Annotated in this window: 15 protein-coding genes; 5 read left to right on the top strand and 10 right to left on the bottom strand. The window is 59.6% G+C overall.

From position 1 onward, the window contains the following. Positions 1–5 precede the first annotated feature (5 nt). Both ACVWYU_RS00910 and ACVWYU_RS00905 read left to right on the top strand, forming a co-directional pair. The gene (locus tag ACVWYU_RS00910) at positions 6–881 is read left to right on the top strand and encodes a metal ABC transporter substrate-binding protein (protein ID WP_457371700.1); all 876 of its coding nucleotides are present in this window, start codon (positions 6–8) and stop codon (positions 879–881) included. A gap of 130 nt (positions 882–1,011) precedes the next feature. Then, complete coding sequence (locus ACVWYU_RS00905) at positions 1,012–1,917, top strand: His/Gly/Thr/Pro-type tRNA ligase C-terminal domain-containing protein (RefSeq protein ID WP_247255231.1); 906 nt, start codon at positions 1,012–1,014, stop codon at positions 1,915–1,917. 77 nt (positions 1,918–1,994) lie between these two features. On the opposite strand, the gene ACVWYU_RS00900 is transcribed toward ACVWYU_RS00905, so the two are convergent. Then, positions 1,995–2,516, bottom strand: a complete 522-nt coding sequence (locus ACVWYU_RS00900; RefSeq protein WP_090326836.1) for a DUF3617 domain-containing protein — start codon at positions 2,514–2,516, stop codon at positions 1,995–1,997. 132 nt (positions 2,517–2,648) lie between these two features. Between ACVWYU_RS00900 and cls the strand changes: the two genes are divergently transcribed. After that, complete coding sequence (cls, locus tag ACVWYU_RS00895; RefSeq protein ID WP_248914589.1) at positions 2,649–4,088, top strand: cardiolipin synthase; 1,440 nt, start codon at positions 2,649–2,651, stop codon at positions 4,086–4,088. Here cls and cfaB read toward each other — a convergent pair. The 5 genes from cfaB to hflK (ACVWYU_RS00870) all read right to left on the bottom strand — a co-directional run bounded on the left by cfaB (position 4,085) and on the right by hflK (ACVWYU_RS00870) (position 11,457). Next, positions 4,085–5,272: a C17 cyclopropane fatty acid synthase CfaB gene (gene cfaB / locus ACVWYU_RS00890; protein ID WP_247255229.1), complete on the bottom strand. Its 1,188-nt coding sequence runs from the start codon at positions 5,270–5,272 to the stop codon at positions 4,085–4,087. The two genes, cls and cfaB, sit on opposite strands and share 4 nt — an antisense overlap. A gap of 224 nt (positions 5,273–5,496) precedes the next feature. Continuing rightward, the gene (locus ACVWYU_RS00885) at positions 5,497–7,404 is read right to left on the bottom strand and encodes a cation-translocating P-type ATPase (RefSeq protein WP_247255228.1); all 1,908 of its coding nucleotides are present in this window, start codon (positions 7,402–7,404) and stop codon (positions 5,497–5,499) included. Next, positions 7,401–8,459, bottom strand: a complete 1,059-nt coding sequence (gene hflK / locus ACVWYU_RS00880; protein WP_457371699.1) for a protease modulator HflK — start codon at positions 8,457–8,459, stop codon at positions 7,401–7,403. The genes ACVWYU_RS00885 and hflK (ACVWYU_RS00880) overlap by 4 nt, the downstream gene beginning before the upstream one ends. Next, positions 8,456–9,499 carry a protease modulator HflC gene (gene hflC / locus ACVWYU_RS00875; protein ID WP_457371698.1) on the bottom strand — a complete coding sequence of 348 codons (1,044 nt, stop codon included), beginning with the start codon at positions 9,497–9,499 and terminating at the stop codon, positions 8,456–8,458. The genes hflK (ACVWYU_RS00880) and hflC overlap by 4 nt, the downstream gene beginning before the upstream one ends. After that, a complete protein-coding gene (gene hflK / locus ACVWYU_RS00870; RefSeq protein ID WP_457371697.1) occupies positions 9,496–11,457 on the bottom strand; it encodes a protease modulator HflK in 1,962 nt (653 codons plus the stop codon). The genes hflC and hflK (ACVWYU_RS00870) overlap by 4 nt, the downstream gene beginning before the upstream one ends. 214 nt (positions 11,458–11,671) lie before the next feature. On the opposite strand from hflK (ACVWYU_RS00870), the gene lpdA reads away from it, so the two are divergent. Next, positions 11,672–13,072: a dihydrolipoyl dehydrogenase gene (gene lpdA, locus ACVWYU_RS00865; protein WP_457371696.1), complete on the top strand. Its 1,401-nt coding sequence runs from the start codon at positions 11,672–11,674 to the stop codon at positions 13,070–13,072. A 112-nt stretch (positions 13,073–13,184) separates the two neighbouring features. Here the strand turns inward: lpdA and ACVWYU_RS00860 are convergent, their stop codons facing one another. Beyond that, on the bottom strand, positions 13,185–13,658 hold the full coding sequence (locus ACVWYU_RS00860) for an Lrp/AsnC family transcriptional regulator (protein ID WP_090326856.1): 474 nt from the start codon (positions 13,656–13,658) through the stop codon (positions 13,185–13,187). A 145-nt stretch (positions 13,659–13,803) separates the two neighbouring features. On the opposite strand from ACVWYU_RS00860, the gene ACVWYU_RS00855 reads away from it, so the two are divergent. Continuing rightward, complete coding sequence (locus tag ACVWYU_RS00855) at positions 13,804–14,433, top strand: LysE family translocator (RefSeq protein WP_247255224.1); 630 nt, start codon at positions 13,804–13,806, stop codon at positions 14,431–14,433. 3 nt (positions 14,434–14,436) lie between these two features. Here ACVWYU_RS00855 and ACVWYU_RS00850 read toward each other — a convergent pair whose 3' ends face one another. The 3 genes from ACVWYU_RS00850 to ACVWYU_RS00840 form a co-directional block, all read right to left on the bottom strand. Then, on the bottom strand, positions 14,437–16,551 hold the full coding sequence (locus tag ACVWYU_RS00850; RefSeq protein WP_457371695.1) for a hypothetical protein: 2,115 nt from the start codon (positions 16,549–16,551) through the stop codon (positions 14,437–14,439). Further along, complete coding sequence (locus tag ACVWYU_RS00845; protein ID WP_457371694.1) at positions 16,538–17,734, bottom strand: DUF3142 domain-containing protein; 1,197 nt, start codon at positions 17,732–17,734, stop codon at positions 16,538–16,540. Before ACVWYU_RS00845 ends, ACVWYU_RS00850 begins: the two co-directional genes overlap by 14 nt. 110 nt (positions 17,735–17,844) lie before the next feature. Then, positions 17,845–19,875, bottom strand: coding sequence for a pyridoxamine 5'-phosphate oxidase family protein (locus ACVWYU_RS00840; protein ID WP_457371693.1), 2,031 nt, complete (start codon positions 19,873–19,875; stop codon positions 17,845–17,847). Between the last annotated feature and the right edge of the window lie 9 nt (positions 19,876–19,884).

Genomic DNA, 19,884 nt, shown 5'->3' with positions numbered 1-19,884 from the left:
ACCCGATGCGCGCTTTACTCGTGCTGTTCAGTTTGATGCTGTCGATGTCGCTGTCCGCCGCGGAAAAACTTCAGGTGGTCACCAGTTTCAGCATCCTCGCCGACATGACCCATCAGGTCGGTGGCGAGCATATCCAGATCACCAACATGGTCGGCCCGGACGCCGATGCCCACACGTACGAACCGTCACCAGATGACGCGCAAGCGCTGTTGAAGGCCAGACTCATTATCAAGAATGGCTTGGGTTTCGAACCATGGCTGGATCGCCTGGTGGCCAGCACTGAAACCAAAGCACCGGTGATCAGCGCCAGCCACGGCGTCATTCCGCGCTCACTGGATGAGGACGGCAAAACCATTCCAGACCCCCATGCCTGGCACAACCTGGCGAACAGCGAGCTGTACATCAGCAACATCACCCAAGCGCTGATCGCCGCCGATCCCGCGAACGAGGCCGACTACCAACGCAACAGCCAAGCCTACCTGAAGCAGATCTACGCATTGCTGGCCGACGCCAAAGCCAAGCTCGGCTCGCTTCCTCCAGGCAATCGCAAGATCGTCACGTCCCATGACGCCTTCGGCTATCTCGGTCAGGCTTATGGAATCGACTTCCTCGCGCCTCAGGGCCTGTCGACCGAACGCGAACCGTCGGCCAGCGAAGTCGCTGCGCTGATCACCCAGATTCGTCAGGCCAGGGTCAAGGCGGTGTTCATGGAAAACATCAAGGACGCCCGCCTGCTCAAGCAGATCGCCGACGAAAGTGGAGCGCAGATTGGCGGCACCCTGTACTCCGATGCGCTCGCATCGAGCGGCCCGGCCAGTACGTTTACCGGTTTGTTCGAGCACAACCTCAATACCCTCTACAACGCATTGAGCAAGCCATGACCGTGCAGAACGCGTTCTAAGCATGGTCATCGGGCACTCTGATCTGGTCCGACAAATGTCTACATGACAAACGACAACGTTTGCCTCTAATGTTTACGCGTGTGATCGAAGCATTTGAGAACAATAAACCATGATCAAGATCACCCTGCCCGATGGTTCGTTGCGTGAATACGATCAACCGCTATCCGTCCATGAGGTTGCTGCGAGTATTGGTCCCGGGCTGGCCAATGCGGCAGTAGCAGGACGGGTCGACGGCGCGTTAGTGGACTGCGAATTCATGATCAAGGCGAACGCCAGGGTCAGTATTGTGACGCCGCAGGAGCCCGATGGGCTGGAGATCCTCCGACGATCCTGTTCGTTGATGCTGGCGATGGCGGTCAAGCAACTCCATTCCCATGCACAGATGCGGACGGGCTCGGTGCTGGGTGACGGATTCTTTTGCGAGTTCGCCGTTGAGCGCCCCCTGACGTCGACCGATCTGCCCCTGATCGAAGCGCGCATGCAGTCACTGGCCGCGACCAACCACTCGATACGACGCCGTGACACACCCTCTCCATCCCTGCACCCTGAGCACTTGTCGGTCTACCGACTGGGTGACTCCGAGTATTTGACGACCGGCCCGCATGTGCCCACCACCAAGGTCCTGCAGGCATTCGCCCTTGATCACATCAGCGGGACCTTGCAGCAAAGGATCTACGGTACGTGTTGGTCCAGTCACCAAGAGTTGCAACAGTGGCGCCTGCCCCCTCATGTGATGGTGGTGAGCATCGATGAAAGTCAGGCCAGTTATGCACAATCGGTCACCGAAACCTTGCGACGCACGGGCGTGCGCGCCTTGGCGGATCTGCGACATGAAAAAGTCGGTTACAAGATTCGCCAGCACAGCCAAACGGTGCCCTACCTGGTCGTGATTGGCGAGAAAGAGCAGGCCGGTGGGTTTGTCAGTGTGCGCAGTCGCAGCGGTGAGGATTTCGGCAGGATGAAGGTTGAAGTAGCTTGTGAATGGTTAAGGCGACCGGGAAGTGGACATGTGTGAACGCAATCCCTTCGCAAGCCAGCCTCATTCCTGTCAGTCGGTGACGTCTGCAGGAACAAGGCTGGCCCGCGAAGCTCTTAGGCCCTTGGCTTTACGGTTCCGCAATCCTGACCCAACCATACGGCGCGGGTATCGAGACTGCCCTTCTGCTGAATACCGGTGGCATTGAAGGTACCGTTGACCTTGGTCGTGAACTCACGATCACTGACGAAAGTAGCGACACCCGCACCTTGAGCCTTCGGACAACTGAAGCGGAATTTCCACTGGTTGCCATTGCGATCAGTGATTTCCTGCTTGCAGCCCGACTGCGGGTCCGTGAGTGGAATGTTGTCAGTCTTGACCTGCTCCGGGGTCAAGCACGCGCGGATTCCCTTACCGCCCATGGTGATGCCCTGCTTTTCCAGCTGAGCGCGCTGTTCAGGGGTCATCTGACTTTGAAGCTGACCTAGGATCAATTGCAGATCCGGCAGGTTCTGGTCATCGACTTTCATATTGCTTGAGGTCAACTCCCACAAGCCTGGCTGAAGCATTTGCGCCTGAGCGGCCACAGGAAGTGCCAAACCCAGTGCCATGGCCAAACCCAGCAGACGAACGTTCATCGTGAAACTCCTGATCAATAGTGGCCGTTAGACGTCAGCCACGGTCTTCGGTTCATGGGTCAATTAATTAGCGACATTCTGCCCGGAACATGGTCTGTTACGCATTGAATCTTCAGGAGCAAGGCTGCCCCCATGGATTATTTTGGCCCTCATATTTTTGGCTACACAATCGCCCTGCTGCATTTTCTGGGCATGATCGCGGCAATACACGCGGTGTTGACCGTTCGCACCGCCCAGGGATCGATCGCATGGGCCCTGTCGCTGGTTTTTATACCCTACCTGACGCTTGTTCCTTATCTGGTATTTGGCCGCAGTACTTTCGATGGTTACATCAAGGCCCGGCGCCAGGCCAACGAAGAGATGCGCAAGGCCATCTCCGAGCTCAACTGGCGGCCATGGATAGAAGAAGCACTCACCGCTCGCGCCTCAATCGCCTACGCCTCTTTAAGAGCAATGCCAAGGCTGGGCCGCATGCCGTGCCTGGCCAACAATGAAGTGCGACTGTTGATCAACGGCCGCGCCACTTTCGATGCGATATTCGACGCCATCAGTCAGGCGAAAGAAGCCGTACTGATCCAGTTCTTCATCGTTCACGACGACCGCCTCGGGCAACGTCTGCGTGATTTGCTGCTGCAGAAGGCCGCCGAAGGCGTGGCGATTCACTTGCTGTACGACCGGATTGGCAGTCACACCCTGCCCCACAGTTATGTGCAGTCGCTGCGTGAGGGGGGCGTCGAGGTCAAAGCCTTCGCTACCCGCAGCGGCTGGCTTAACCGCTTTCAGGTCAACTTTCGTAATCATCGCAAGATTGTCGTCGTTGACGGGGTGCTGGGCTTCGTCGGCGGGCACAACGTCGGCGACGAATACATGGGCGAGAAACCACCCCTGGCGCCTTGGCGCGATACCCATGTGCGAGTGCGCGGCCCGGTGGTGGCGTGCATGCAGGAATCCTTTGCCGAAGACTGGTTCTGGGCTGCGCGCGAACTACCGCCCCTGATCCTGCCCGATGTGTACCCGGACGACGGGGTACTTTGCCAATTGCTGGCCAGCGGGCCGGCGGATTCCTACGAGACCTGTTCGTTGTTCTTCGTCGAAGCTATCCACGCGGCAACCGAACGGGTGTGGATCACCAGCCCGTATTTCATTCCGGACGAAGCGGTGTTCGCCGCCTTGCGCCTGGCGGTATTGCGTGGGGTGGATGTGCGGCTTCTGCTGCCGTCACGACCTGATCACCGAATCGTCTACGCAGCCTCAAGCCTGTATGCCTTCGAAGCCGTGCGTGCCGGGGTGCGCGTGTTCCGCTACCAACCCGGTTTCCTGCATCAGAAGGTGGTCTTGATCGACAGCGAAATCAGCGCCATAGGCAGCGCCAACCTGGACAACCGTTCGTTCCGGCTGAATTTCGAAGTGATGCTACTGACGGTCGATAGCGCCTTTGCTGCCGAGGTGGAGCGGATGCTCAACGATGACTTCGCCCAGGCTCACGAAATCGCCAAAGAAGAAAGCCGGGAAACCCACCGCCTGCAACAGGTCGGCATGCGGGTTGCCCGGCTTATTTCGCCGATTCTTTAAGGCGTGTAGATGTCGTCACGGGTCCATGGCAGTTCATGGCTGCCATCCGGATGGGTCTTCACTGCAAGGATCTGATGCAGATTGATCCAGCCCCTGGCGAACGCGTAGGCGCAGCCGGCCAGGTACAACCGCCAGATCCGCAACGCTTGATCCGGCACCTGTTTGGCGGCGGCTTCAAGGTTGTCTTCCAGGCGTTCGCTCCAATGGTCAAGGGTGCGCGCGTAGTGCAGACGCAAGCTCTCGACATCAACAATCTCGAGTCCTGCCTCGCTGATCTCGGCAGAGATCATCGACAGGTGCGGCAGTTCGCCATTGGGGAATACGTATTTCTCAATGAAATCCCCAGCGCCACGTCCCACCGGACGACCATCGGTGTGCTTGGCCGTGATCCCGTGGTTCATTACCAGGCCACCCTCCTTCACCGCTCCGAACAAGGTTTTGCAGTACTCGGCCAGGTTGGCGTGACCCACGTGTTCGAACATACCGACGCTGACAACCTTGTCGAAACGACCGTCTTGCGGCAAATCGCGGTAGTCGAGCAATTGCAGTTCGACCAGGTCCTCCAGCCCTTCCTCTTTTACGCGTTCACGGGCCAGGGCCAGTTGCTCCTTGCTCAGCGTGATACCGAACACTTTCGCGCCGAATTCGCGAGCCGCATACCGCGCCAGCCCGCCCCAGCCGCAGCCTACATCCAGCAAATATTCACCCGGTTGCAGGCGTAACTTGCGGCACAGATGGCGGAATTTTGCTTGTTGGGCTTGCTCAAGACTCTCGCTGCCGGTCTCGAAATAAGCGCAGGAATAGGCCATGTCGCTATCAAGCCACAGCTGATAAAACGCATTGGACAGATCGTAGTGATAGGAAATCGCCTTGGCGTCGGTTTCCTTATCGTGGACGGTACGTACAGGCTGACTGCCATCGTCCTCTGCTATCAGCGCCTGACTCCATTCATCGCACACGCGAATCACGTCGCTGATGGAACCCTCCAGCTCCAGTTTGCCCTCGACAAACGCTGCTCCGAGCGCGTCCAGGCTGGGATGAGTGAACTGGGTAACCATTTGTGGGTCCTTGACCACAATCGTGACGCTGGGCGTCGGCCCCAGATTGAATTCATGGCCGTCCCAGAGTCGCAGGCGTAGCGGTAACTGCAGATTCTGTAAGGCCGGTGGAAGTTGCGCGAGCATGGATAATCCCCCTTGTTTCAGACGTCTGATCAGAGGGTAGACCATCTTGGAAAAATAGCTGGCTATCGAACTAATAGCCGCTTTCTATGATTCGCGGCAAAAGACCGCTTGCCGCGAATACACAAAATGCCGAGCCCTCACTTTAAATGACTGCGAACAGCGCACACAGTTCTGAAATCTTTCCACCTTGCATCCTGCGCGCTAGAGCCGCCGCCGAATGGAACTCACTCCTCATCCTTTAACTTGAGCAGCGGTTCTTGAAAGCGCAGCAGCCGCCCTGCATTGCCCAGCACCAACAATGTACTGAGGTTATGCAACAACGCCGCAATCATCGCGCCCGCCGCACCGAGCCAGCCGAACGCGGCAAAGGCCACAATCGCCAGGGTCCAACCCAGGCCGATGATCACGTTGACCTGCAAAGTCTGTCGGCATTGCCGACTCAAACGCACGCAGGTACCGAGGCGACGCAGGTCGCTGCCGATCAGTACGACATCAGCCGACGCCAACGCGATATCCGCCCCGCCTGCGCCCATCGCAATACCCACTACGCCAGCCTTGAGTGCCAGCGAATCGTTGATGCCATCCCCCACCACCATCGGCCGGAAACCGTTGCCGATCTCCTTGAGCACGCGATTCAGTTTGTCCTCGGGCAAGGCCTGCGCTTCGACATCACTGATGCCGACATCCCGAGCGAGTGTGTGAGCGACACTTTGACGGTCACCGGTCAGTAACAGCTGCCGACCCAATCCAAGTTCGCGCAACTCATTCAAGGCAAATTTCGCTTCCGGTTTAACGCTGTCGGCCAACAACAGCCAGGCGAGGAATTCACCGTTGAGCGCCAGCCCGGCAATCGGACCGTCGTGGTCTGGAACGCTTGAGGTGGCGATGCCCAACTGGGCGAACAACTCCGGTCGCCCCAGTGCGGCTTCGCCTTGCTCCGTCATGGCCACCACACCCAAGCCCTGACGCTCGTGAATGTTCGACAGCAGCAAAAAATGATCTTGAGTCACCAGCCCGGCCAGCGCCCGACTGACCGGGTGGCTGCTGGCGGAGCCGAGGCTGGCGGCGAGTTTCAAGACGTGGCTGCGGTCCTCCAGCGGGCTGTCGATGGCTTGCAGGCGCAAGGTGCCGAAAGTCAGGGTTCCGGTCTTGTCGACCACCAGGGATGTCAGGTCGGCCAGCTCCTCAAGGAACGCCGAACTGCGAATCAGAATGCCGTGCCGCGCCGCCACCGCCACTCCGGCAATTGCCGTCGCTGGTGCCGACAACACCAGCGCGCAAGGACAAGCCGCCACCAACACCGCCAGCATGGCTTGAGCATCGTTGGTGATGAACCAGGTCACTGCGGCCAGTAGCAATACCAGCACCATGTAGCTTCCGGCATAACGCTCCAGCAACCGGGTGATCGGCGGCTTGGAGCGTTCGGCGTTTTGCATCAGCGCGATGACTTTACCCAGAGTCGATTCGCGGCCGGTTCGGGTCACTTCGATGCGCAGCAAGCCATCAAGATTAATCGCACCACCGAACACCGGCATGCCGACGCCGGCCTCGATCGGCACCGATTCGCCAGTAATGGACGCGGTGTCCAGACTCGCCTGACCGGACAACACGAGACCATCCGCCGGCACCCGGTCACCGGCACGAACCTCCACCCGATCGCCCGCCTTCAGCGAACCGTTGTCCACCTCGACGATGGAGCCATCCGCCTGAACCTTGCGTGCATGGCTGCGAGTCAGTTTGCCCAGGGCGTGAATGGCTTCTTGCGAGCCAATGACGCTGCGTTCTTCCAATACGTGGCCGAAGATCATGATGATCGGCAGCAACGCCGCCGTCAGCAGATCGCCTGTCGCCCAGGCACCCAGCATGGCCAGGGCGATCAATTGATCGGTGATCCCGTGCAAACTCGGATACCTCAGGCTGTACCAGGCCGAACGCATGACGGGCACGGCCACCAGCACGGAAGCAAAACCCAGGAGTAACTGGCTGACACCGATCTGTTGCGGCGACAACCAGCGCCACAAGAGTCCCAGCGCAAGCAAGCCGAGGGCAAGCATGGCGAGGGTCAATTGACGGGCAGCGCTGCGCTGTTCTGCCGAGGACAACATGCTCGGCGCAGCAGTTTGAGCGGTCATTGTGAAGCTCCCTGAATGATCAGGCGGGAATCGTCTTTCGGATCAACCGTGGTGACCGAGCCTGCCTGGCCAAGAATCTTCGGTATCCGTTCGCGGTAGATCCGCATCAACATTTGCGGGTCGGTGCCCTGTTGTTGCGCGGTGGTCAGGCTCAACACCGTGGCCGTATCCGCCGAGGCTTTCGCCAGTCGTTCGCTGGCCTGAGCGTGGGCGACCTGCAGTGTGCGGTCGGCTTGTTCGTTCGCGGTCTGGGTCAGCTTCTCGGCGTCAGTGCGGGCGTTGGCCACGGCTTTGTCGGCTTGTTGACTGGCCGTCAGTACGGCGTTGAAGGCATTGACCGCAGGGTCCGGCAGACTCGATTGCACATCGACCCGCGATACTTCGATCCCCAGTCCCTGCCCCGTCGCCGATAATTCAGCCAGGCGTTGATTGATACCTTGCACCAGATCACCACGCAGACGTTCACGCCTCTCGGCGGCCTGATTATCCGCACCGATCAATTCCGGGCGGGCGACCAGAATAGTGTCCAGGTCACGTGCAGCGGTAAGCGCCACCGCGCTGCGGGTCACGACGCGGTCCAGCGCCGGCAGTACATGCTCGCCTTGAAGCACGAAGGCATACGGCTCAATGACCTTGTAGAACACCCGCACATCCAGTTGCACCACACCGGCATCACCCGTCAGCAGGTAACCGGAACCTGCCAGCGCATCGCTGATTGGCGTTGCGAAACTGGCCACGCGATCAGCCTGCAATGCGGCGTCCGTGCGCAGCAGATTTTCCACGCGACGCTCGATCACCCGGTCCGCCGCCGGCAGCAAAATCACCTGCTCAATCGGTCGAGGCCAGGCCAACAGCAAGCCGGCATTCTGGATGCGATCCAGCGCGCCAAAGTGCAAAACCACCGCACGATTTTGTGGATCTATTTGCCGCACGTTGGAGAACGCCCACGCCAGAGCGGCCAGAACCGTTACCGCGTAAAGCGCGAGAAATGCCAAGCGCCCGGCCTGTATCCAGGGGCTGCTCAACTCATTTGTTCCACGTGGAACCCAACTCATGGCTGCGATCCGGACTTGTTATCGAGCGTTGGCGGACCATCAACCAATACCCGGAAAGGCGCGGCATCGGTGCGCAGAATCAGCTTCGTACCCGGCGTGACCACGGTGCCCAAGGTATCGAGCGAACGCAGCAGGTTGTACAGCTGTGGTGAACCGGCATAGGCGCGGCCATAAATCTGCGCGGCTTCCACCCGGGATTGCGCCTCGATGTCAGCCGCTTTCACGGTCGCATCGGCCTGGACGATTCGCGCATCACGTTCCGCTGCGGAGCGGATTTGCGCGGCTTCGCGCTTGCCGATGGCCGTGCGTTCGGTGGCGATGGTTTCACGCTCGGCTCGCATGCGATCGACCGTCGCGCTCAGGGTCACCGAAGGTAAGGTCAGGCGTTCGATACCCACTTGCAGTACCCGCACGCCATAGGTGGTCAGCAACTGCTGATCGATTTGCTTACGCAGTTGCGCCTCGAAATCAGCGATGTGAACTTGACTGGCGTCGGTGTTCACCAGATTGGCGAGATCAAAACTGCTGGCCGTGGTCTCCAGTGCCGAGCCGACAAAGGTACGGATCTGTCGCGCCGCTTCGTCTGGCTGATTTTGCACCGCGCGCATAAAGCGCTGCACATTGTCAGGGTCACCCTGCACCTGCCAGACCACGTAGGCCTGGATAATGATGCGCAATCCGTCGCGCGTGCCGACATCCTGCAAACCGCTGGACGTGGTGCGCAGACGCAGATCAACCGGGATCGCCGCTTCGAACGGGGCCGGCCAACGCCACCCCAGACCGGGTTCAAGCAAGACCCGCGACGGGTTGCCGAAACGGGTAATCACCGTCGCTTCACCCGAACGCACTTGCACCAGGCTCGCAGCCGCCACCGCAAACGCCACCAGCAATGCAGCCCACCCCATGCGTCGCCAAGGGAATGGACCGGCCTCTTGCGGATCGCCGTGGTGGTGATGGTGATGACCGTGGTGGTGGTGCCCGCCATGACCGTGATCGTGGCCACTGTGGTCATCGTGATCGTGGGTATGTGACTGGCTCAATGGGCGGCTCCTGGCTGAGGGGATTGACGCGACGACGCAGGGTCAGCCGGCAACGTGAACGTACGGAGATCGATGGTCGGCGCATTACTGCTGCCGCCCAGGCGATGATCGAGGACCAGCAACCTGGCATTGGCCAGGCCCTGGGAAAGTTGATCGAGGTATTGCTCAAGCACGAAGGCCTGGCCCGCACTGGCATAAGCCTTTTTCTCGGCGGCGAATTTCAGGTCGGCAGCCTTGGCCGTCGCATTGATTTCCCGGGCATTCGCCGTGGCTTGATCGCGGGCCATGCTGGCCTGTAACCGGGCCTGATTGGTGGCTTCGGCGGCGGCGCCGCGTTCACGGGCGATCAGGGCTTGCGCGCCGATCTGCGCCGCTTGTACGCCGTGATAAGCATTGGCCGCCCCTGCCGGTGGATGAATCGCCTCGACCACCGTGGCGAGAATTTCCACGCCGCTGTCGAGTTTCTTCAGGTCGGCCTGCACCGCCCGGCCAATGTCTTCGGCGAGCCCTACCCGGTCCTCACCGAGCAAACCGTCAAGAGTCCGCGAGGCGAAGTCGTGGACCAGAATGCGGCTGGCGGTGCTGCGGATCAGCGTCGGCACATCCGCGCTGTTGTAAGTCGCCGCCAACGCCGCCTGATCATCCAGACCGATGCGATAGACAAAACGGACGTCCATGTTGACGATCTGGAAGCTCTGTTTGTCGGCACGGCTGCTGGCAATCACCTGGGATTTGTCATTCACATGGCTGGCGTCCCATAACCGGTTGGCCGTTATCGGCGCCGGACCTTCAGCGGGGTCGGCCTGCACAGGGGCTGACGTTTCGCCCACGCTGGTGGCCAATTCATGAACCACGCCGTTTTCGACACTTATCACCCTGCCCAACGGCCAGGGTAAACCTGCATGTAATCCAGGGCCGAACACCGCCACGGGTTTGCCGAAACGCTCGTAGATCCCCCGCCCTTGCAACGGTATTTCGTGAACACCGGTCAGCGACCAACCGACGATGGCGACAACACCCAGCACCGGCAAAAACGCCCGACGCATGTAAGTGAAGGCCCAGATCTGTCGCAGGTCGATGCCGAAGCGGTTGTGCAATTCGTGCTGCAAGGCCAGCAAGGGTTGCGGTGGCCAGCGCAGCAAGTCGGCAACAAAGCTACGCGCCAGCAATGCAGGTTCGAGTCGATCCCGACGAGGACTGAACAATGACAACACGGCACGCAGCAACAATTCGAAGGCCACGAGCCCCGGCAGCAGGCCGATCAGTACGGCCAGGCGCACCGGCCAGACCGAGGTTTCATTGCAAAACAACAGGCATAACGCACCGAGTATCAAACTGATGATTGCCACACGGGTGAGTTGCGCCAATGCGCCTGCTTCGGGCCATTGGGCACTGCCTTCCTGTGTCAGCTGACGCTCCAGCACCAGCAAGCCGAAGGCCAGCAACAGCGCCAGGGCAGCGCCGACGGTGGCGGACAATCCCAGAGCGGCTGGCGCCAAATCAAGGTTCCATGCTTGTTCGACGCTGAGCAATGCCAGCAATGCCCAACCTCCCAACCACAGCGTCGGAGCACCGATTTGCCTGAGCACATTCATCCACTGCTGACTGATCCGTTCCCGCAGCCGCTCGTACCAGCCCAGTGGTGCTTCTGTCTCTTCAGAGGCAACCACCAACGGCGCCAGCGGACTCATCGCGCACACGCGCCATTGGGTCACCCACCAGGCGGATTGCAAGCCTGCAACCAGCACCAGCAAAGCAGCGCTCTGATTGAACAGCAGGGCCGGCCAAAGGGATTGAGGCGCAAACAGCCCGACAAAAAAACCTGATACCAGGCCCATCGCCGCGAGCGCACCCAGACCGCTGGCGATCAGGCGCAATCGTCGCCCCTGAAAAACAGCCTGCTGAAAGCGCGGCAGTCCGGCTGCCTGCGCTCCTTCTTCATCGAGATCGACTTGCATACCACCCCAGTGTTTACGTTGCTCACGTCATATTTCGTTACGATATAACGCAACAGGCAAAATTTCCGTACATATTTGCTCTATCTAAAAATGCCCAACCTGTCCCTAGGCTGAAGCCTTGACCGAAATGCACTAAAACGCTCATATTACGATCGTAATTTTTTTAGAACTGCTTTTCCCCCTCCACCATCTGCTTTCAATCCAGGAGTAATCCATGAGCACTTATGACGTCGTGATACTTGGCGGTGGCCCCGGTGGCTACAACGCAGCCATCCGCGCGGGCCAACTGGGTTTGAAAGCAGCGTGCGTAGAAGGACGCGCCACCCTGGGCGGCACCTGCCTGAACGTTGGCTGCATGCCATCGAAGGCGTTGCTGCACGCCTCCGAACTGTACGACGCGGCGATGGGTGCGGAATTCGCCAACCTGGGGATCGAAGTCAAACCCACGCTCAATCTGGCTCAGATGATGAAACAGAAAGACGAGAGCGTGGCCGGTCTGACCAAAGGCATCGAGTTTCTCTTTCGCAAAAACAAGGTCGACTGGATCAAGGGATGGGGCCATATAGACGGGCCGGGCAAAGTCACGGTAACGGACAGCAGCGGTGGCAAGACCGAACTGAGCGCCAAAGACATCATCATCGCCACCGGTTCGGAACCCACTCCCCTGCCCGGTGTGGATATCGATAACCAACGCATTCTCGATTCCACTGGCGCACTGTCACTGACGGAAGTCCCGAAACACCTGGTGGTGATCGGCGCCGGAGTGATTGGTTTGGAGCTGGGTTCGGTCTGGCAGCGTCTGGGGGCTCGAGTGACCGTGGTCGAATACCTGGATCGGATCTGCCCGGGCGTGGACGGCGAGGCAGGCAAAACCCTGCAGCGCTCATTGAGCAAACAAGGGATCAGTTTCAAGTTGAGTTCAAAAGTGACCCGCGCCACCACTTCCGCCGCTGGCGTTCAACTCAGCGTCGAGCCCGCCGCAGGTGGCACCGCAGAGTCGATTGAAGCCGATTACGTGCTGGTGGCCATCGGACGCCGACCTTATACACAAGGTCTGAGGCTGGAGAACGTCGGCCTCAGTACAGACAAACGCGGCATGCTCGCCAACAAGGGCCACCGCACCGAAGCCGCCGGCGTCTGGGTGATTGGCGATGTCACCTCCGGCCCGATGCTCGCGCACAAGGCCGAAGACGAAGCCATGGCCTGCGTCGAGCAGATCGTTGGCAAGGCCGGTGAGGTCAATTACGACTTGATCCCCAACGTGATCTATACCAAACCCGAACTGGCCAGCGTCGGCAAGACCGAAGAACAACTGAAGGCCGAAGGTCGTGCATTCAAAGTCGGCAAATTCCCCTTCACCGCCAACAGCCGGGCGAAGATCAATCACGAAACCGAAGGCTTTGCCAAAGTACTGGCCGATGAGCGCACGGACGAAATCCTCGGCGTGCACCTGGTGGGCCCGAGCGTCAGTGAAATGATTGGCGAATATTGCGTGGCCATGGAGTTCAGCGCGTCCGCCGAAGACATCGCCCTGACCTGTCATCCGCACCCGACGCGCTCCGAGGCGTTGCGCCAGGCCGCGATGAATGTGGAGGGGATGGCGACGCAGATGTAAGGCGCCTGAGTTTTCTGTGGCGGGTCCATCGCTTTCACGAGCAGGCTCGCGCTCCCACATTGAAAGGCATCCAACTGTGGGGGTGAGTCTGCTCGCGAAAAGATCGCCTTGGCTAAAGCGGCAAATGCCCCAAGGGCAACGCCCCCGGCGTCTTCACTGTGTGAATGGCAAAGTTACTGCGGATATCGCTCACGCCCGGCAATTTCAACAAGCATCCGGTGAGGAAACGGTCATAGGCGCGCAAATCCGGCACCACCACCTGTAACAGAAAATCCGATTCCCCTGACACCAGAAACGCCGAAATCACTTCGGGCAGTGCCGTCACCGCCAGTCGAAAGGCTTCTGCCTGCTCGTCGTTATGGCGCTCGACCTTGACCCCCACGAACACGGTCAAGCCAAGCCCGACTTCATCGCGATCCAGATTGGCCTGATAGCCACGAATCACCCCGGCCTCTTCGAGCATCCGCACCCGCCGTAAACAGGGCGACGCAGACAGTCCGATTTCGTCAGCCAATTGCACATTGCTCAAGCGACCGTCCCGTTGCAGTGCGGCGAGAATCTTGCGGTCGTAGGCATCCAGTTTCATGGTTTGGCAGATCCCGATGGTACGAAGGTCAAAGACTGGCAGATTATGCCAAGGCTGGCCGTTTTAGAAGCGAACTACGCAACCACCTGCCCCGCCCTTGCGCCCTAGACTGGCCTTACCGAATCGACAACGAATGGGGTGCAACATGGCAGGACTGTGGCTGTTTTTCATGGCATTGGCGGTGGTGTATTTATTGCCCGGTCCCGACATGATCCTGCTGTTGCAGACGGGTGCTCGCCAGGGCAAAGGCGCTGCGCTGGCCACGGCGGTGGGCCTGGCCATCGCCCGGGCCTGCCATGTGGCGCTGGCGGCATTGGGATTGGCGGCACTGTTCAAGGCGGCGCCCTGGACCTTCGACGTGGTGCGTCTGGCCGGTGCGGCGTACCTGTTGTGGATCGGTGTTCAGTGCCTGCGCACGACCCTGCTGCCGAACCTCAATGGCGCCCATCAAACCACCGGGCAACCGCGCTGGGCGCAGGCGATACAGCGCGGCCTGCTGACCAACCTGCTTAATCCCAAGGCGTTGTTGTTCTGCTCCGTGCTGTTGCCACAGTTCATCAATCCGCACGCCGGGCCGGTGCTCGCACAATTCGCGACGTTGGGCGTGGTGTTGGTGGCCGTCGGTTTGCTGTTCGACAGTGCCTATGCGCTGGTCGGTGCGGCCTTGGGCCGATGGCTGCAACGCAGTCCATCCGCCCAACGCCTGCAGCAGTGGCTGTTTGGCAGCCTGTTGATCGGTTTCGCGGTGCGGCTGACCTTTGTTCAGCAGGCCTGAATCCTACTGGGTTTTGCGGCGGCGATTGATCAACAATAGCGCCGCCACCACGACCGCTAGCACACTGCCAATCTGCAGCAGCACCTTATACGGTCGCAGCGCCGAACGAGTTGCGTCGGTGACCTGCGTTACGTAACGCTTGTCCGCGTTCTGGAAGTCCGGGTAAGGGCATTGATGACCGAAATCCGCGGCCCATTCCACAAACGGGCCTTGTTGAACATAACGCTGATAGAGCGCGCTTTGCTCTTCAAGACTGCTGTTCCACCCGGCCGCTTCACACAGCACGGCAGCAAACGCCTGGCTGGTATGAGGCAAGTTGTCGGCAGCGCGACTGGCCAATGCCGTCGCGACAAAACGATAGTGGTATCGCTGATCGGGCTGAGCGGCGCTGGCCTGCTGGCGCTTCACTTCGTCCTCGGCCACTAGCGGCCCGACCTTCAGTTCACTGTTTTCCAGACTGTAATTACCACCGAACGTGGCGTAATCCGGGGCCATTTCATAGCCGAGGATATCCATTCCCCATTCGCGAGCGGTCCATGCCGCGTTGAACAGTGCAGCGGCACGACGCGTCGGCCACCATGCAGAATCGGCAGCCAGACGTTGCTGGCCATACAACCTGGCCTTGTGGCGCAATCCGTCGTTATCGAAATAGGCGGGCGCTAGCTCGTAATGTCCTTCGCGCAGCAAGCGTCGACCCAAAAGATTGCGCAGCTTGGCGGCCACCGGCAGCGGTACATAGTTGTCGCGATCCTGCTGACTGAGTGCCGGTGGCGCCGGAACCTGAGTGTCGACGTAATGTTTGAGCTCGTCGACGGTCAGCACACGCTCGGCGACTGTGGCCGCATCGAACCAGTAAATGTCGTTGCTTCGATAAAGCTGATCAAAAGCCTGCAGGTAATCCCCGCGCTGCAAGGCCAGAATCGCGCTTTCGCCTTCGACCCGACACTTGGGCTGGAGCGTTTCGTAATCGTAGTCCGGCGTTCTGCGCTCACCCCAGGATTCATTCTGCGGGAAGGCCTGGGCCGCCTTCGCATAAGCGGCAGCCGCAGCATTTTTATCACCCTCGCGCACCGCCAGTTTGGCCCGCAGCCACCAAGCCAGGCCGCCATCGCCGGCGTGTTCCAGGAAGGCCTTGGCGCTGGCGTAGTCACCCTGTTGATAATTGACCGCCGCCAGGCGATCGGCGTTATCGAGCGTACCGCGCGTGCTGCTTTGAAGGAGTTTGATCAATTTCTGTTCGTTGGGCGGCTGATCGCCGAATGACCAACCCAGTCGACTGATCAAGGACGCCGTGATCAGTTGTTGTACCGCTTTGCCCTTGAGCAGTTCGGCCAGTTGAACGTCCGGCATCGCTGCAAGATCAGCCATCAACAGCTTCAGCGAGGTGTAGCCAACCGCCGAACCCTGGAGGTTTTGCGTGGCATACAATTCGATGGCGCTGTTCCAGTCGCCCTCCTTCCGGGCAACGCGGGCTTGTTCACCCAGACTGGCAACGCCCAACTCCAGCGGATCGCTGAAACCATCGATGCTCAGTTGCCGGGTTTGCTCGAAAGCCTGGCGCGACTGCGCCAGCACGTCGGGATCGGCGCCCGCTTCCGAGCTGATGGCAAACAACGCCCGGCCCAGCGAGTATGCGGCCCATGTGCTGCGCAACGATCGTTGATCGGCCGGCAGCGCCAATACCTTCTTAAAATACTCCGCCGCCAATCCAAAATCGCCGCCAGCAAATGCCACGGCACCGGCCAGATAGAACTTGAGCTCAGCCGGCAGCTTTTCGCCCCCAACCTCAACCTGGCGGGCATCGGTCAACGCACGCAACTGTTGCACCAGCGCCTGCTGCTCGGCCGTCAAACCTGCCTGCTCGGCCTGATTGCGCTGTTCTGCATAGTCGGTTGTTTCCATGCTGTTGACGGCTTGAGTGACGTGTTTCAACCCGGCAATGGCATGCCCCAGGCGATTGACCTCGAAATTGAAGTTACCCTCAGGCAGTTCCGCCAGCGACTGGTTACGATTGTCGAGCAGGCGCATGGGGAAATCCGGCCCGCACGCCAGCGCCGAACCCAGCGGCAGGCTGAGACTCAGGCAAAGTAGATGGCGGGACCAGTTACGGGTAAACATTCGAACCTCCTTGATCAATATGTGCGCAGCGAGCCCAACCCATGGCACGCTGTCCGCCAGCCGCTATTCGACCGTCATGCAGGCGGGTGAAGGTAAGCAGATCCGGGCCTTGTTGCAACGCATAACCGGCCAGCGCATCCGCCCCCTCACACCCTCGAACCGCCAACGTCACACGCTCGGGCCAGGCTGTGTCGAGGTTGCCCTCGTTGCTGATGCCGATGTCATAGAGGCCTTCCTGAGCCGAGAGTTTCAGCGACAACCGACTGTTCAGCGCGTCACCATGTACTACAGCGCGCAAGGTCGTCAGGCTCCAGGCGCGACGGTCGTTGGCCAGAGGCAGGCGAAACCAGATCAGGCCCGCCAGATGTGCCGGCGGATCGGCACGCAATTCGGCGCCAAGCTGTCTGAGTTGCCGTGGGTCGGCCAGCAATTCCTGACGCTTGCCCTCACGTTCGAGGCGTATCTCACTTTCCACGATTGGCGCACCGTCAGCACTTGGCAACAACGCCACGCCGTAGGCCGGCAACGCTAAATAGAAGGGCTTCGAAGTGATACGGCTCCATTCTTTCGCCCAGTGCCGGGCCTGCGCCGGATCGAACAGACCACGACGCGGGTCGCTGACGGCATGCACTTGCAGCACGCTGCTATCAACTGTGGATAACAATGCAGGCAATTCGCGACTGTCGAGCCACGCCGGCAACGCGGTGATGCTCAGCGGCAAAGAGGCTGGCAGATTGGCGCGCAAATGCTGCAGAAACTCACGGTACGCCGGTAGCCGGGCGTTACCTGCATCGTGGTCGATTTCCACACCGGAGAGGCTCAGTCCCAACGCCTGCCAATCGCTGATCACCTGTTGAATCTGTGTCGTGACCTCATCCTGATCCAACGACTTGAGCTGACCATCAAGGCGAATCACCGCAATCAGTGGCCGCCCGTCTCGCTTGAGCAATGCAGGATCAATCCGTGCCCGACTCCAGCCGGCCTGGGGAAAGGCTTGTAGCGCCAACACCCGCAAAGTGGAAAAGTCTGCGCGGCTGTCCCTCAGAGCGACGTCATGATCAGGTGTCCATTGTCGTTGCCAGACATAGAGCTGCTGATCGAGTGGCGGAGCATCCTGTTCTTCGCAACCGCTGAACAGCGCCAGCGATGTCAGCAGGACGATCCAGCGAGCAAGAATAACCATTAAGGCGCCTATCCCTGAAAATGCAGAAAGGGCCAGTGACGGCCCTTTCGTTCTGCGCTCTACCCTACTGAGCCATCGCACTCCGGGCAATGATGGCTTATGACGATTCTTCAGATATCCAGCACCAGAGGCTGCTCGCCCTGAGCCGGAATTGCACAACAAATCAGCACCTGTCCTTGCTCCGGTACTTCGGCGGGTGGCTGTGGATAATGCACCTGGCCGCTGATCAGGCGAGTCTTGCAGGTCCCGCAGGAACCCCCTCGGCAGCTGAATTCCGGGCGTAGTCCGCGACTTTCCGCCAGTTCCAGAAGACTGCTGCCATCGGGTTGCCAGTGAGCCTCTTTGGCGGAGCGCTGGAACACCACCGGCACCGACGTGGTGGCGGCTGGCGGTTGTTCGATAACCACGGCGTCAGGGTCTGGTTGCCGACGCAATGTGGAGGGCCCGAAGGTTTCGGCGTGAATCCTTGCATCGCGGATGTCCAGCTCGCGCAATCCGTCGTACATCGCCTGGGTAAAACTTCCCGGACCACACAGGACGAAATCCAGAAGATCGTAGTCCTCGACCTCAAGCAGATCCTTGAGTAGCGCGACGTCAATTCGTCCGGTCAGGTCGAAATCTTCACCCTCACGCGCCGAAGGCTCTGGTTGACTGAGCAGCCGCACTACCCTGACGGCATCACCAGCGTCATCAAGCAAGCGGTCCAGTTCACGACGAAACACTTGATCGCCCAACGTACGCGAACTCTGCAAGAACCAGGTCGGCCGAATACGGCGGGTGCGCAAACCTTGATAAACCACCTCACGCAGCATCGACAAAAGCGGCGTAATGCCAACTCCGGCGGCCATCAACACCAGCGGACGGCGCTCATGAGGGGCCACAGTGAAATGCCCTTGAGGTGCACGCGCTTCCAAAAGATCACCGACGTGAACCTGTTCGTGCAGGTGTGAAGACACACGTCCGTCACGTTTGACACTGATGCGGAAGAAATCATCGGACGGTGCGCTCGACAGGCTATACGTGCGGATATGCACTTCGCCATCAATGTTGAACCGCAAGGGCAGATGCTGCCCGGCGTGGAACAACGGCAAACCGGCACCGTCGGCGGGCTCCAGGTAGATCGAGCGAATGTTGTGGCTTTCCGGTTCGATCTTCACTACCCGCAACGGCCGCCAGCTATCGCCAAGGGCCCGAGCTTGCAGGCGGGCCTTGGCCTGTGCCCAAGTACCCGTCAGCAAACTGGTGGGTGAAACACCGTCGAAACGCCAGCGCAAAGCCAAGGCGGCGGGTCGACGCACCACATGTTCCACGTGGAACTTCCACAAGCGCTCGGCACCCTGAAAGGCTTCGACCTGTGGACCTTCAAGGATGATTTCGGTGCGACCGCTGAGTTGCAGCAGGTCACCGGAATTGAAATCGATGAACAACAAACCAGCCCTGGGATTGGCCAGAAGGTTGCCCAACGTGTTGAAAAAAAGATTGCCGGCGAAATCCGGGATGGTCAGGCGATTACCTTCTACTTGTACAAAACCGGATTGACCGCCGCGATGGGAAACATCCACCGAACGCTCACCCTCGACGTCCACATAACTGGCGACAAAGAAGGTATCTGCCTCGGCAATCATCGCCTTGGCCGCCTCATCCAGCTCGCTGTAATGCTGCGCGAGTCGGGTTGCCGGATCTGCCAATGGCACGGATCGAAACTGCCGTAGTTGAATGTATTGCGGACAGTTGCCGTAAGACTGCTGCACCGACACGTTAAAGCCGTTCGAGGACATTGCGCCGATACGACCATTGATACGGTTGCGACGCCGGGTGTGAAGTTCGATACCCAGCAGACCGATCGCCGCTCCATCAGCCAATTGCGCCGGATCATCGGCAGCCGGCAAGCTGCTGAATTGCAACAACCCTGGTTCAGGTGAATGGGCGAAGCCCGGTGCTCCTTCCAGCACGCTGGCCCACGGATTGCCATTTGCATCCACCGCGCCGTAAAGCATGAACGGCAGTTGCTGATAGAACGTACGGTGCTGGTCGGGCATCTCGGTGCGAATTACCCGACGCCCCAACACCTCCATTCGCTCAGCGACACCCACATGAGCCTGCAACTCTTTTTCGCCAGCATGCCACGGTGAACGGTCCATTACGGCTAC

It is taken from the genome of Pseudomonas sp. TE12234 (genome assembly GCF_054061835.1).
The sequence above is the reverse complement of the archived record's forward strand: the minus strand, read 5'-3'. Positions and strand labels throughout refer to the sequence as shown.